This window comes from Bradyrhizobium sp. AS23.2, assembly GCF_001908185.1.
In the GTDB taxonomy this organism is placed as follows: Bacteria; Pseudomonadota; Alphaproteobacteria; order Rhizobiales; family Xanthobacteraceae; genus Bradyrhizobium.
The window spans coordinates 22,203-36,324 of sequence record NZ_LGHM01000150.1 but is presented as its reverse complement, the minus strand read 5'-3'; the positions used below and the strand labels follow the sequence as shown (position 1 = coordinate 36,324).

The window sequence follows — 14,122 nt, the reverse complement described above, 5'->3', positions numbered from 1 at the left end:
TCTCCACTTCGCGCGAAAACGCGTCTATTCGGCCGCGAGAGCCTGCAACGAGCTCGGATTCGCTGCCGAGACCATGAAGTCATGAATCCGCGGCACAATTTCCGACTTGAAGCGCGAGCCGTTGAACACGCCGTAATGTCCAACGCCCTTCTGGACGTAGTGAACGCGGCGATGTTCGGGAATCGAACTGCACAATGTGTGCGTTGCTTCGGTCTGGCCGAGCCCGGAGATGTCGTCGTTCTCGCCTTCGACCGTCATCAACGCAACGCGCGTGACCTTCGAGGGATCGACGCGAGTTCCACGATGGGTCATCTCGCCCTTCGGCAGCGAGTGCTTCACGAACACGGTGTCGACCGTCTGCAGATAATACTCGGCAGGGAGGTCCATCACCGCAAGATATTCGTCATAGAAGTCGCGATGCTTGTCGACGAGGTCGCCGTCGCCCTTCACCAGATTGGCGAAGAGACGCTTGTGGGCGTCCATGTGCCGGTCGAGGTTCATGCTGATGAACCCGTTGAGCTGCAGGAAGCCCGGATAGACGTCGCGCATCATGCCGGGATGCGGGAACGGCACCTTGGTGATGACGGTGTTGCGGAACCAGTCGATGCCGCGCTCCTGGGCGAGCTTGTTCACCGCGGTCGGATTGCGGCGCGTGTCGATCGGGCCGCCCATCAGCGTCATCGAGGTCGGCACGAAGGGATCGCGCTTCGCTTCCATGACCGAGACGGCGGCGACGACGGGCACGGAGGGCTGGCACACCGCCATGACATGGGTGTTGCCGCCGAGAACGTGCAGCATCTCGATGACATAGTCGATGTAGTCGTCGAGATCGAAGCGGCCGTCGCTGAGCGGCACCATGCGGGCATCGGCCCAGTCGGTGATGTAGACCTCATGCGCCGGCAGGAACGCCTCGACCGTGCCACGGAGCAGCGTCGCGTAGTGGCCGGACATCGGCGCGACGATCAGCACGCGCGGCTGCGGGCTGCGCAGCGGACGGGCGAACTTGCGATCGAAGTAGAGCAGGCGGCAGAACGGCTTTTCCCAGACCGAACGGATTTCGACGGGAACGCGGATGCCGTTGACCTCGGTGTCGTTGAGGCCCCATTCCGGCTTGCCGTAACGGCGCGTGGTGCGCTCGAACAGTTCGCAGGCTGCGGCGACCGACTTGCCGACCTCGGTGCGCGCCCACGGATTTAGCGGATTCTGGAACAGCAGCTTGGTCGCGTCGGTGACCGCACGCGCCGGATTGAGAGAGGCGTGCGCCATCTCGTACATCCAGTACATCGGCGTCGTCAGGACCGGACTGCCTTCCGCAGCCAGGGGCGGCGCGCCGCCAAACTCACCAATAGGCATTGTTAAAGTCCTCTTCGCATCGCAGCATACTGCCGAATGCGTAATATTGCGTCAATGCATGGTTCCGTACATCTACGTAGCCGGGACGGCCAAACCAGCCTGAATCCACGGGAAAGTGACGCTATTCGCCGCTGGACAGCAGCGAGCCGTGCTTTCTGGCGCTGCGCAAAAGGGCAAGGAATGCTCCAAAAGATGCAATCAGCAGGCCCGCATTGATCGCCAGCGCATCCAGCATCAGGTCGGTGCGGAAGGTGTTCTCGATCAGCAGCGCGCGCATTCCCTCAAACACGTAGGTCGGCGGCAGCGCCCAGGCGACATATTGCAGCCAGGCCGGCAGCACGCTCACCGGATAGTAGATGCAGGCGAGCGGCATGATCGCGAACATCAGCGTCCAGACGATGCTCTCGGCGCCAAGCCCGTTTCGCAGCACCAGGCCCGAGACAAAGATCCCGACCGACCAGCTCGTGAAGATCAGGTTGCAGAAGAAGGCGATCAACGGCAGGCCGAGGGCGTAGACGTTGAAGTGGAACAGGAACAGCGCAAGCAGCGTCATCGGGATCACGCCGATGGCGAGCCGGATCAGGCTCATGACCATCAGCGACAGCAGAAACTCGATCGGCTTGAGCGGGCTCATCATGAGGTTGCCGAGGTTCCGCGCCCACATCTCCTCCAGGAACGAGATGGAGAAGCCGAGCTGCCCGCGGAACAGGATGTCCCAGAGGATGACGGCGCCGATCAGCGTGCCGCCCGCCCGCGCGAAGAAGTTCGCATTTTGGGCAATGTAGAGCTGGAGGAAGCCCCAGGTGATGACCTGGAGCGCCGGCCAGTACAAAAGCTCGAGCAGCCGCGGCCAGGACGACATCAGCAGATACCAGTAGCGCAGGATCATCGCGCCGATGCGCTGCATGGAGATGCCGCGGTGGAGGGAAACCTCGGTCATGGCCGCACCGCGTAGCCTGGATGGAGCGAAGCGCAATCCGGGAAAAGTCCATCCAGACGCGAGACCCCCCGGATTACGCTGCGCTCCATCCGGGCTACGGCTACGGCTACGAGCGAAACATGGGGGTTCGCTCATCGCGCCGCCTCCTGCCTGACGCCGTTCACCCGGCCGCGTGCGACGTCCAGAAACACCTCCTCCAGCGTGGTGCGGTTGTAGCGGGCCATGATGGCCTCCGGCGCGTCGTCGTCCTCGATGCGGCCGCGCTTCATGATGATGATGCGGTCGCAGAGCCGCTCGACCTCGAGCATGTTGTGCGAAGCCAGCAGGATGGTGGCGTTATTCTCCTTGCGATAGCGCTCCATATGCGCGCGCACCCAGTCGGCGGTGTCAGGGTCGAGCGAGGCGGTCGGCTCGTCCAGCAACAGCAGCTCGGGCTGGTTGATCAGTGCCTTGGCAAGGGCGACGCGGGTCTTCTGCCCGGCGGAGAGCTTGCCGTTGGCGCGGTCGATGAAATCGGTGAGGTCGAGATCGTCGGCCAGCTTGGCGATGCGGTCGGACAGGTTCTTCACCGCATAGAGCTTGCCGAACACTGTGAGGTTCTGCCGCACAGTGAGCCGCATCGGCATGTCGACATATGGGCTCTCGAAATTCATCCGCCCCAGCACGGCCGCGCTTTCCTCGGGCATCCGATGCCCGAGCACCCTGACGCGGCCGGAGGTCGGCAGCACCAGGCCCATGATCATCGCGATGGTCGTGGTCTTGCCGGCGCCGTTGCCGCCCAGAAGTCCGGTGATGCTGCCGCGCGGAAGCGAAAAGGAGATATCGTCGACGGCGCGGGTCTGCTTGTAGAACTTGACGAGGTGATCGACCTCGATCGCAGCCAGGGAGCTGCGATCCGCGACAGTCGGCCGACTTGAAGCCTTGTCATTCTCGGTCATGCTGGGCCGTTCTTCTGCTATTGCAGCGGGAAGCGCAAGGCTTGTAATCCCTCGTGGTTCCGCGAGCTGCGCGTTTGTGATCGAGAAGGCACCGCCACATTGACAGATAAGACCGAAATTGCCGCTTCCGACTTTCGCCCTGCGCAGCGGCATATCCGGCTGGACACGATCCTGCGGCTGCGCTGGCTCGCGGTGCTGGGCCAGCTCGCCGCGATCTTCATCGTGGCGCAAGGGCTGGAGTTCAACGTCGAGATCGTCCCCTGCGTCAGTATCATCGCCCTGTCGGCGGCGCTCAATCTGGGGCTCCAGACCCTGTCCAATCCGCTGCAGCGGCTGGAGCCGATGCAGGCCGCAGGACTGCTTGCGCTCAACATCGTTGAACTGGCCGGGCTGCTGTTCTTCACCGGCGGACTGCAGAACCCGTTCTCGTTCCTGTTCCTCGCGCCCGTGCTGATCTCGGCCACTGCGCTGCCGGCCCGCGTCACCTTCGGCCTCGGCCTGCTGGCGGTGGCCTGCGCCTCGGTCCTGTTCTTCTTCCATCTGCCGCTGCCCTGGGATTCCGACGATCCCCTGGTGCTGCCGCCGATCTATCTCGTCGGCGTCTGGCTCTCGATCGTGCTCGCGATCGGCGTCACCAGCCTCTACTCGTTTCAGGTGACCGAGGAGGCGCGCAAGCTGGCGGACGCGCTGGCTGCGACCGAGCTGGTGCTGACACGCGAGCAGCATCTGACCCAGCTCGACGGGCTTGCCGCGGCGGCCGCGCACGAGCTCGGCACGCCGCTCGCCACCATCTTCCTGATCTCGCGCGAGCTCGAAAAGACGGTGAAGGATCCGGGCTTTGCCGCCGACCTGAAAACCCTGCGCGAGCAGACGCAGCGCTGCCGCGACATCCTGAGCAAGATCACCCAGCTCTCCTCCACCGGTGCGCCGTTCGACCGCATGAAACTGTCGGAGCTGATCGAGGAGGTGGTGGCGCCGCACCGCGATTTCGGCGTCGACATCAAGGTGCGGATCGCAGTAGCCGCAGTCGCCGAGCCGGTTGGCTCACGCAACCCGGCGATCCTCTACGGCGTCGGCAATATCGTCGAGAACGCAGTCGACTTCGCCCGCACCACCGTCGAGGTGAATGCCTGGTGGAACAAGGACACGATCGAGCTCGTGATCTCCGACGATGGTCCCGGCATCCCGCCTGATATCCTCAACCGGATCGGCGAGCCCTATCTGTCGCGGCGGCGCATCCTGGATGAAGGTGGCGGCGCACGGCGCGGCCTCGGGCTCGGCGTGTTCATCGCGCGCACACTGCTCGAACGCACCGGCGCCAAGGTCTCGTTCACCAATCGGACCTTTCCGGAACACGGTGCAGTGGTACAGATCACATGGCTGAGAGAGCGTTTTGAGGCTATCGAGACCTTCGAAGAAACAATAGGATAGACCGCGACCTTGCGTCGCACGGAAGGCCGGGTCGACCATTTGCGGCCTTGGCACCGCCCGATTGCGACGCCATATGTGGAAGCGCTGGAGAGAGGACAACACCTTGAACGCCATCGCCGAACTGAACGAACAGACCGACCGCTCGCTTCTCATCGTGGAGGACGACAAGCCGTTTCTGGAGCGGCTGTCGCGCGCGATGGAGACCCGTGGTTTTGCTGTGACATCGTGCGACACCGTCTCGGACGGACTGGCGCAGATCGGCAAGGCTGCGCCCGCATTCGCGGTGGTCGATTTGCGGCTCGGCGACGGCAACGGCCTCGACGTCGTCTCGGCGTTGAAGAAGAAGCGCCCTGAAGCACGCGCGATCGTACTGACCGGCTACGGCAACATCGCCACCGCAGTGACCGCGGTGAAGATGGGCGCGATCGACTATCTCTCGAAGCCTGCGGACGCCGACGACGTCGTCGCCGCGCTGCTGTCGACCAGCGCGGAGAAGTCCGAGCTGCCGACGAACCCGATGTCGGCCGACCGCGTGCGCTGGGAGCACATCCAGCGCATCTACGAGATGTGCAACCGCAACGTCTCGGAAACGGCACGCCGCCTCAACATGCACCGGCGTACGTTGCAGCGGATTTTGGCGAAGCGCGCGCCGCGGTAATTTTCACCGCTCTCGTGCCCCGGACGCTGCGCAGCACGAAGTGATGCGCTGCTGAGCCGGGGCCTATGCTTCAGCGTAGATCGCCGCCTTCTGGGTCCCGGCTCTGCGCAGCAACGCACCGGACGATGCTTCGCATCGCCGGGAGCGTTGCAGCGCGTCCGGGACACGAGAGTATCTTATTCCCAGAAATCCGCGTGCCCCTGCGGATCGACCAGCCGGTTGATCCGCAGCGCCGCCGCCATTCCAAACCGCACCGTCATCTGCTTGCGCGTCGGCGCGGGTAGCTTGTGCTCGGGCGCCTCGCAATGCAGGTGCGCGCCATAGGCATCCGCGATGATCAGGCCGGTGTCTTGCGGAAAGATCTCGCAAGGCAGGTCCTGCGTGAAGGCGAAGAACAGCCGATCGCAATGGGCGCGGTATTCGTGCCATTTCTGGTCGGCGCGCAGATCCTCGACCGATGACTTGATCTCGACGATCCAGATCTCACCGCGCTCGTTCAAGGCCACGAGATCGGCGCGCCGGCCCGACGGCAGCGGCAATTCGCTGACGCAGGAAAAGCCAAGCGAGCGAAGCAGCCGCGCGGTGCCGCGCGCGATCGCCAGCGCCGTCTCCGACTGGCGGCGATCCGGCGGCGGAACGAGGGCGATGTTGCGGGCGACATTGTCCATGGGGCGAGTTTAGCCGATTCCGTTGCGCCCGTCATTCCGGGGCGCGCGCAGCGCGAACCCGGAATCCATAACCACAGGGTGTAGTTGCGGCTCGAGACCGACAACCAAAAATCATCGCCAAACCTGGCCCTGTGGTTATGAGTCCCGGGCTCGCGCTTCGCGCGCCCCGGGACGACAGCTGCTAGGGCGGCCCGACCACCACCCCCTCATTGCCGCGCAAATCCAGCACGCCCTCGAGCCGCTCGCCCTCGCGATCCAGAAACGTCGACAGCAGGACCTCGCTGCCGAAACGTATCGCGGTGCTGGTTACGGCTATCGGGTCGGGGCCGAGATTGAGCACGACGATCACCGCCCTGCCCTCGGCCGTGCGGCGATAGATCAGCAGGTCGCCTTGCGCAGCAATCGGATGATAGTCACCCGAGACCAGCGGCGGGCAGGCCTTCCGCAAGGCAATCAGGCGCTTGTACAGGCTGAGGATCGAGCGTGAATCAGCTTCGAGATTGACGACATTCTCGTGGACATGATCCTCGGGCAGCGGCAGCCACGGCTTGACGTCCGAGAAGCCGGAAAAACCTGAGGAGTCCCACTGCATCGGCGTGCGGCAGCCGTCGCGCCCGACGCCGATGCCGGGCACGTTCTTCTCGAAGGGATCGCGGACATCTTCGGGCGCGATCGTGAGCTGATGCATGCCGATCTCGTCGCCATAATAGAGCGTCGGTGTGCCGCGCAGCGTCAGCAGCAGCATCGCGGCGACGCGGGCCTGCTCTGCCCCGACACGGCTCGCCACGCGTGGCCGGTCGTGATTGCCGAGCACCCAGTTCGGCCAGGCGCCATTCGGCAGCGCCTTCTCATAGTCCTCGATGATCTTCTCGATGGAGCGCGCGCTCCAGAAGGTCGAGAGCAGCGCGAAGTTGAACGGCATCTGCGCGCCGGTGAGATCGTTGCCGTAATAGGCCATCAGGCGATGCAGCGGCAGATAGATCTCGCCGATCAGCACGCGCGCCGAATACGCATCGGTGACGCGCCGCATCTCGGCGATGACGTCATGCACCTCCGGCTGGTCGGTAGAGTATTGCGTCAGGAGCTTTTCGTTTGGCGGCCGGCCCTCGACGTAATGCGGGTTCGGCGGGTTGTCGCGGAATTCTGTGTCCTTGATCAGGTGCCAGATCACGTCGACGCGAAAGCCGTCGACGCCCTTCTCCAGCCAGAACCGCATCACGTCGTAGATCGCCGCACGGACGTCCGGATTGCGCCAGTTGAGGTCCGGCTGCTGGACGAGGAAGGCGTGGTAGTAATATTGACCTGTCGTCTCGTCGAGTCGCCACGCACTGCCGCCGAACTCGGACAGCCAGTTGTTGGGCAGGCCGCCATCGGGGGCCGGATCGCGCCAGACGTACCAGTCGCGTTTGGGATTGTCGCGCGAGGACCGGCTCTCGACGAACCAGGGATGCTGGTCCGAGGTGTGGTTCGGCACGAGGTCGAGGATCAGCTTCAGGCCGTTGTCATGCGCAGCGCTGAGCAGCGCATCGAAATCCGCCATCGTGCCGAATAGCGGCTCGATGCCGGTATAGTCCGAGATGTCGTAGCCGAAATCCGCCATTGGCGAGGGGAAGATCGGCGACAGCCAGATCGCGTCGACGCCGAGCGATTTCACGTAAGGCAGCCGCCTCAGGATGCCCGCGAGATCGCCGACGCCGTCACCGTCGCTGTCCTGAAAGGAGCGCGGATAGATCTGATAGAAGATGCCGTCGCGCCACCAGTTTTCGTCGCTCTGGGCCATGCGGGAAATACCCCAAGAAATGTGCTTCTCGCGCGATAGAACGCTGAAGGAACGCCCCCGGTTCAAATCAGCAAGCGAAATGGGACGCCCGTGTGACGACGAGGCGGCCGCTCCCCGGGCCGACACGAATCTTTTGCTTGGCGGCATGGCAAAAATCGGCATTGTGAGGCCATGACCGAGCAAAATGACACCCAAGAATCCCAGCAAGCCGAATCCCAAACGGCAAAGGCTGGTGCGATCATCGTTCCCGTGACGTTGTTCGAGCAGAACTGCACCATCATCTGGGACGAGCCCGGCAAGAAGGCCGTGGTGATCGACCCCGGCGGGGACGTGCCGAAGATTTTGGAGGCGATCAAGCAGACCGGCGTCACCGTGGAGAAGATCTGGCTGACCCACGGCCATATCGACCATGTCGGCGGCGCGGCCGAATTGCGCGATGCGCTGAAGGTGCCGATCGAGGGCCCGCACATCGCGGACAAGTACCTGCTCGACAACGTGGTCGAAAGCGGCGCGCGCTTCGGCATGACCGGCGGCCGCAACTTCGAGCCGGACCGCTGGCTCGACGAAGGTGACACCGTGTCGATCGGCGGTTTGCAATTCGACATTTTTCACTGCCCCGGCCACTCGCCCGGCAGCGTGGTGTTCTTCAACAAGGAGCTGCGCTTCGCCCATGTCGGCGACGTGCTGTTTGCGGGTTCGGTCGGGCGCACCGACCTGCCCGGCGGCAGTCATGCAATGCTGATCAATTCGATCAAGACCAAGCTGCTGCCGCTCGGCGACGATGTCGGCTTTATCTGCGGCCATGGCGCAGGCTCGAGCATCGGCCAGGAGCGGATGACCAATCCGTTCATCACCGGCGAGATGTAGGCCTAAAGCGCGATGAGCTCAGGATGAACCATCATCGCGCTTTAGCTTTTGTTTGAGCATGATCTCCGCGCAAACGCGTTCCGCGTTTGTCGCGAGGGAAAACCGCTCCACACTTTTCCGGATCATGCTCTATTCGGCGGCGTCCGCCAGCGCCGCGGTCTCACCGAGATTGCGCTCGCCCCATTCGCGGATCGCGGCGACGACGGGCACAAAGCTCTTGCCCTTGCGGGTCAGGCGATACTCGACCTTCGGCGGCACCTCGCCAAAATCCTTGCGGTCGATCAGGCCGCTTTGCGTCAACGCCTTCAATTCGCGGCTGAGCACGCGCGGGGTGATCTCGGCGCTACCGCTGGCGCCGCGCAGCAGGCCGCTGCGGATCTCGCCATAGCGGCGCGGGCCGTCCTTGAGGTCCCAGACGATGCGCAGCTTGTACTTGCCGCTGATCATCTTCTGAAACGCCGCGACCGGACAGGCGCGCGCGGGGGAAGCCTTTGCCATGACATCTCCTCCATGTGCGAGACTCTTGTTTTGACGCGTTTTCTTGATGCGAACCGGGATCCACTTCGCTCGAAAACACTTTGGCAAAGCATAGGAGCGACGTCGGAAAAGTCCATACTATCAATCTTGTCCATACTTGCAGGATCGCTCGCAGGCCGCAGATGATGACGCACACGACGAACAGGGAGCGTCACATGAAGCACTTCATGATCAGGTACCAGTTCAAGGACGGCACGACGGACGCCTGGCACCAGGAGATCCGCCGCTTCATCAAGGCGATCGACGACGATCCGGAACTCAGGGGGCGGATCGGCTATCGCTGCATCAAGAACCGCGACGATGGCAGCTATTTCCATCTCGCCAGCGTCACGGATGACGCCGCGCAAAAGACGCTGCAATCGCGCGACTTCTTCAAGCGCTATTCGGAGATGACGCGGAAGGTCGCGGGCGGCGAGGTGACGGTGACGCCGATCGAGATGATCGATCAGACTGCTTCGTCTTGACGGGACCGACACAACGGCGTGACCACAAATTCCGCTGTCGTCCCGGACAAGCGTAAGCGCAGATCCGGGACCCATAACCACAGGACAAAGTTTGATACGAAAAGCGTAACTCCGAGTTCCCGTAACCACACCTCCCTGTGGTTATGGGTCCCGGATCGGCGCTCCGCTTCGCTGCGCTTGTCCGGGACGACAGCGGGGCTGGAGCTACTTCATCAAGCCCGCGGCGGTCAGCGCCCGCGTGATGATCTGGCCGAGATCGAATCCGCGAGCCTCCTCGTGCTTCGGCTCGGCCGGCTGCTCGGCGACCGCGGCGCGGATCGAGCGGGCAAGATGCGGCGCGGGCGTCAGCGCCGGCTTCGACGACTTCGCATCCACCTTCTTCTTTGCCGCGTCCGGAATCCATCCGGTCAGGCCGAAGAACTTTGCGATGTGATAGGACGAGGAGATGCCGGCCTCGATCAGGAACGCGCCTTCCACGCCATAGCGCTGATCGTTGGCGGCAAGGCCGAGCGGCGTGCCATGCGCCATGCCGGTGATGGCATAGGACTCGACCATCGTCTCGCCGTCCTTGTTCCACCAGGCTTGGCGCGGATAACCGTCGACATTGGTCTCCGCCATCGGCGTGGCCGGCAGATCGTGCAGGTCGAGCCACTGCTTGACGATCTCGTTGGCATTGCCGGGATTGACGGTGCGGTCGGCGCTGCCGTGCCACACGGAGATCTTCGGCCAGGGCCCGCGATGGTGCGAGGCGTTGCGCACGAGATCGCTGAGTTCGCGCGCGGACCGGGCCGGCGAATGGAACATGCCGTCCAGCGCTTCGCGCAGGTTCGAGGCAATGCCATAGGGCAATCCGGCGATGACCGCGCCGGCCGCAAATACTTCCGGATAGGTCGCGAGCATCACCGACGTCATGCCGCCGCCGGCGGACAGGCCGGTGATGAAGATGCGCCTGGGATCGATGCGGTGCGCTTCCACCATGTGCGCGATCATCTCGCGGATCGAACACGCCTCACCGCTGTCCCGCGCAGTGTCCTCCGGATTGAACCAGTTGAAGCAGGTGTTGCCGTTGTTGATGCGCCGCTGCTCGGGCATCAGCAGCGCGAAGCCATAGTGCCGCGCGAGCGTCGACCACCCCGCGCCGAGATCGTAGCTTGCTGCGGTCTGGCCGCAGCCGTGCAGCACGACGACGAGCGCGCGCGGCTTCTGCAATTGCGCCGGCACGAACGCCAGCATGCGCAGACTTCCGGGATTGTCGCCGAAGCCCGTGACCTCTTCCAACGGACTGGACGCATCCGCGCCGCGGCCGAGCCGGGCAACGCGCAGACCATCCACCTTTGGCAGACTTCTCAAGCGATCGACATTTCTAGCGAGCGACACGGCAACTCCTGGCAGGGGACGTTCAACGTTCACCCAAACCAAATAGTTGCTGCAGTGCAAAATAAAAAAGCCCGTGTGCTGTCAATCACGCGGGAATCGCGCGAAAATCCGTAGGATTCCGCACGTAGTATCCGCAATGCCTCAACTTCGTGCAGATGCACGGCGCATCCACGTCAGGAATGCGGCACAGACCATGATTAACGCCGCAAACAGCGCAAGCGAAACAAGGAAACCTGCGCGCGCCGATTGCAGCGCTTCGACCGCGAAGAACACCGCGCCGATTGCGGCCACTCCGGCCGCATTTCCGATCTGCGCCATGGTGCCGTACATGCCGGAGGCTGAACCCGCCGCGACGGGCTTCACGGTCGAGAGCACCGCACCGGAGAGCGGCGCCATCACCAATCCCTGACCGTAGCCGAAGATGATCATGGTGAGCGCAAGCAGGATTGGAGTCGGCGCATCGGAATAGCCGGCAACAAGCGCAAGCACCGCAAGGCCCGCGATCTGCATCATGCAGCCTTCGATCAACACCTTGGTTCCACGATGCCGTGCCCGCGCGCCGCTGTGGCGCGACGCCGCGACGAAGGCAAGCGCGAGCGGAATGAAGGCCAGACCTGCTGCGAGCGGCGGGATCTTGAGGCCTCGCTGCATGAACAGCGTCATGACCAGATAGAACGAGAGATTGGCGACGAAGAAGAAGAACGCCGCGCCAAGGCCGCGCAGGAAGACGGCATCCGCCAGCAGCGTCAGATCGATCAGCGGCATGCCACCGGCGCGCGCGACCGCATGTTCGAGCTTTGGGAATGCGGCGAGTATCACGCCGCCGATCGTCATCACGGCCCACAGCCACGGCGCCCAGCCGGCATCGTGACCGAACAGCAGCGGCCCGATCAGGCACAAAAGTCCAGCGAACAGGACCACGCTGCCCTTGATGTCGAGCCGGGTGCCGGCCCGGCGCGGCACCGACGGCATGATCCGCCACGCTGCGCCGGCGATGACGAGACCGCAGGGAACGTTGACGAAGAACACCGAACGCCAGCCGGTGCCCGCGAGATCGATCGTGATCAGGAGACCGCCGAGCAGGAAGCCTGCCGCACCCGCAAGCCCGAGGACGATCCCGTAGATGGCGAAGGCGCGGCTGCGGGAGTCGTCGGTGAAGAGCAGATGCAGCGTCGCCAAGACTTGCGGAACCATCAGCGCCGCGGTCGCGCCTTGCGCCAGCCGCGCGATGATCAGCTCCGCGCCGGATTGCGCCAGCCCGCACCACAGCGACGTCAGGGTGAAGCCGAGCACGCCGGCCAGGAACACGTTCTTCGTGCCGTGGATGTCCCCGAGCCGCCCGCCAGTGACAACCAGCGTGGCATAGGCGATCAGGTAGATCGCGATGACGGATTCGATCTGCGCCGGGGTCGCGTGCAGATCGACGGCAATGGTGGGAATGGCGACGTTGACCACGAAGGCGTCGACGCCGAACATGAATTGGGCGGCCGCGACGATCGCCAGCGCCCACCAGCGGCGCGACGTATCGATCTGCTTTGTGACGGTTTGATGCATCGGCGCGCGGACCTTCGGAACGTTTCTCGCGCTTCAAACTCTCAGATCGGCAGCATTCGCACGATTACCTCCGAGGTAGGACCGCAGATGCGATTGCCCTGCGGGCAGCGGGAGACGATGAACGCATGCCTGCATTCCGCTGCGCGGGACATCGCGCGATTGCGTTCGTGCCATCAGGGACGTAGCCTCGCGTCATCAACAAGCAGAAAATCAAGCTGGAGAGAACGCTATGGCGCGCCTGAAGTTCGGAGCCTTCCTTGCCCCGCATCACCCGATCGGGGAGCATCCGATGCTCCAGTTCCGGCGCGATCTCGACCTCGTCGAGCAGCTCGATGCGCTCGGCTATGACGAGTTCTGGTGCGGCGAGCATCATTCCTCCGGCTGGGAGATGATCGCCTCGCCCGAGATGTTCCTGGCGGCGGCCGGCGAGCGCACCAAGCGCATCAAGCTCGGCACCGGCGTGGTGTCGCTGCCCTATCATCACCCCTACAACGTCGCCCAGCGCATGGTGCAGCTCGACCACATGACCGGCGGCCGCGCCATCTTCGGCTCCGGTCCCGGCGCGCTTGCCTCGGACGCGCATACGCTCGGCATCGATCCGATGACCCAGCGCGACCGCCAGGACGAGGCGATCGGTGTGATCCGCCGCCTCTTCAACGGCGAGCGTGTCACCGCGAAGAGCGACTGGTTCACCATGAACGATGCCGCGCTGCAGATCCTGCCGTTGCAGGAGGAGATGCCGTTCGTGGTGGCCTCGCAGATCTCGCCCTCCGGCATGACGCTCGCCGGCAAATACGGCATCGGCATCATCTCGCTGGGCTCGATGACGACGCAGGGGCTGATGTCGCTGCAGCAGCAATGGCAGTTCGCCGAGGACGCCGCCAGGAAGCACGGCACCAAGGTCAACCGTGCTGACTGGCGCGTGCTGCTGACCTTTCACATCGCCGAGACCCGCGAGCAGGCACGCAAGGAGGCCGGCGCCGGGCTGATGCGCTGGCACAACGAATACAATGTCGGCACGCTGCAGCGGCCGGGCCTGACCGCATTCTCCTCGCCCGACGAGGCCGTGGACAAGACCGCCTTCGTCGAGGGCGCCGCGTCCACCATTGGCACGCCCGACGACCTCGTCAAAACCATCAAGAACGTGATGCAGGTGTCCGGCGGCGTCGGCGCCGTCATCGGCTTCGTGCACGACTGGGCCAATCCGGAAGCCACGCGCCGGAGCTGGGACATGGTGGCGCGCTACGTCGTGCCGGAGATCAACGGCTATATCGACGGCCTGCGCAGGTCGCAAAAATTCGTGATCGAGAACCGCGCGATCTTCGAGCGCGCAGGGCAAGCCGTGATGGCCAAGATCATGGAGAACGAGAAGGCCGCCGAGGCGCTGAAGGTGACCGGCGCCGGCCGCGTCGCCATCCCCGCCGTCAACGCGCCGGATCTGAATGCGGCAGCGAAACGGCTGGGATAGACCGGCGCGGCTGCGAACCCGCAGGGGCACAACGGCACGTTGTTCGGTCTGGACTGTGCTATGCTGCCCCTGCGAGTAAATCGGAGC

General features: G+C 63.9%; 13 protein-coding genes. 5 read left to right on the top strand and 8 right to left on the bottom strand.

Annotated features, from left to right (window positions below; translation table 11 throughout):
- Positions 1-24: 24 nt before the first annotated feature.
- The 3 genes from AC630_RS30075 to AC630_RS30065 all read right to left on the bottom strand — a co-directional run bounded on the left by AC630_RS30075 (position 25) and on the right by AC630_RS30065 (position 3,231).
- The gene (locus tag AC630_RS30075; RefSeq protein ID WP_074122101.1) at positions 25-1,353 is read right to left on the bottom strand and encodes a polyhydroxyalkanoate depolymerase; all 1,329 of its coding nucleotides are present in this window, start codon (positions 1,351-1,353) and stop codon (positions 25-27) included.
- A 121-nt stretch (positions 1,354-1,474) separates the two neighbouring features.
- Positions 1,475-2,293 (bottom strand): ABC transporter permease, encoded by an 819-nt coding sequence (locus tag AC630_RS30070; RefSeq protein ID WP_074122100.1) that lies wholly within the window; start codon positions 2,291-2,293, stop codon positions 1,475-1,477.
- A gap of 131 nt (positions 2,294-2,424) precedes the next feature.
- Complete coding sequence (locus AC630_RS30065; RefSeq protein WP_074122099.1) at positions 2,425-3,231, bottom strand: ABC transporter ATP-binding protein; 807 nt, start codon at positions 3,229-3,231, stop codon at positions 2,425-2,427.
- 99 nt (positions 3,232-3,330) lie between these two features.
- On the opposite strand from AC630_RS30065, the gene AC630_RS30060 reads away from it, so the two are divergent.
- Positions 3,331-4,662 carry an ActS/PrrB/RegB family redox-sensitive histidine kinase gene (locus AC630_RS30060; protein WP_074122098.1) on the top strand — a complete coding sequence of 444 codons (1,332 nt, stop codon included), beginning with the start codon at positions 3,331-3,333 and terminating at the stop codon, positions 4,660-4,662.
- A gap of 103 nt (positions 4,663-4,765) precedes the next feature.
- Positions 4,766-5,320: an ActR/PrrA/RegA family redox response regulator transcription factor gene (locus tag AC630_RS30055; protein ID WP_074122131.1), complete on the top strand. Its 555-nt coding sequence runs from the start codon at positions 4,766-4,768 to the stop codon at positions 5,318-5,320.
- A 176-nt stretch (positions 5,321-5,496) separates the two neighbouring features.
- On the opposite strand, the gene AC630_RS30050 is transcribed toward AC630_RS30055, so the two are convergent.
- Both AC630_RS30050 and AC630_RS30045 read right to left on the bottom strand, forming a co-directional pair.
- Positions 5,497-5,988 carry an MmcB family DNA repair protein gene (locus tag AC630_RS30050; RefSeq protein ID WP_074122097.1) on the bottom strand — a complete coding sequence of 164 codons (492 nt, stop codon included), beginning with the start codon at positions 5,986-5,988 and terminating at the stop codon, positions 5,497-5,499.
- Positions 5,989-6,169: 181 nt separating this feature from the next.
- A complete protein-coding gene (locus AC630_RS30045; RefSeq protein WP_074122096.1) occupies positions 6,170-7,768 on the bottom strand; it encodes an alpha-amylase family glycosyl hydrolase in 1,599 nt (532 codons plus the stop codon).
- A 171-nt stretch (positions 7,769-7,939) separates the two neighbouring features.
- Here AC630_RS30045 and AC630_RS30040 point away from each other — a divergent pair, with 171 nt between their 5' ends.
- Entirely contained in the window at positions 7,940-8,635 is a 696-nt protein-coding gene (locus AC630_RS30040) for an MBL fold metallo-hydrolase (RefSeq protein ID WP_074122095.1), read from the top strand.
- A 129-nt stretch (positions 8,636-8,764) separates the two neighbouring features.
- Here AC630_RS30040 and AC630_RS30035 read toward each other — a convergent pair whose 3' ends face one another.
- On the bottom strand, positions 8,765-9,133 hold the full coding sequence (locus tag AC630_RS30035) for a winged helix-turn-helix transcriptional regulator (protein ID WP_074122094.1): 369 nt from the start codon (positions 9,131-9,133) through the stop codon (positions 8,765-8,767).
- Positions 9,134-9,327: 194 nt separating this feature from the next.
- Between AC630_RS30035 and AC630_RS30030 the strand changes: the two genes are divergently transcribed.
- On the top strand, positions 9,328-9,636 hold the full coding sequence (locus AC630_RS30030) for a hypothetical protein (protein WP_245330563.1): 309 nt from the start codon (positions 9,328-9,330) through the stop codon (positions 9,634-9,636).
- A gap of 204 nt (positions 9,637-9,840) precedes the next feature.
- On the opposite strand, the gene AC630_RS30025 is transcribed toward AC630_RS30030, so the two are convergent.
- A complete protein-coding gene (locus AC630_RS30025; protein ID WP_074122092.1) occupies positions 9,841-11,013 on the bottom strand; it encodes an extracellular catalytic domain type 1 short-chain-length polyhydroxyalkanoate depolymerase in 1,173 nt (390 codons plus the stop codon).
- A gap of 141 nt (positions 11,014-11,154) precedes the next feature.
- Positions 11,155-12,567: an MFS transporter gene (locus tag AC630_RS30020; protein WP_074122091.1), complete on the bottom strand. Its 1,413-nt coding sequence runs from the start codon at positions 12,565-12,567 to the stop codon at positions 11,155-11,157.
- A gap of 229 nt (positions 12,568-12,796) precedes the next feature.
- Between AC630_RS30020 and AC630_RS30015 the strand changes: the two genes are divergently transcribed.
- Positions 12,797-14,035, top strand: a complete 1,239-nt coding sequence (locus AC630_RS30015; RefSeq protein WP_074122090.1) for an LLM class flavin-dependent oxidoreductase — start codon at positions 12,797-12,799, stop codon at positions 14,033-14,035.
- Positions 14,036-14,122: the final 87 nt, after the last annotated feature.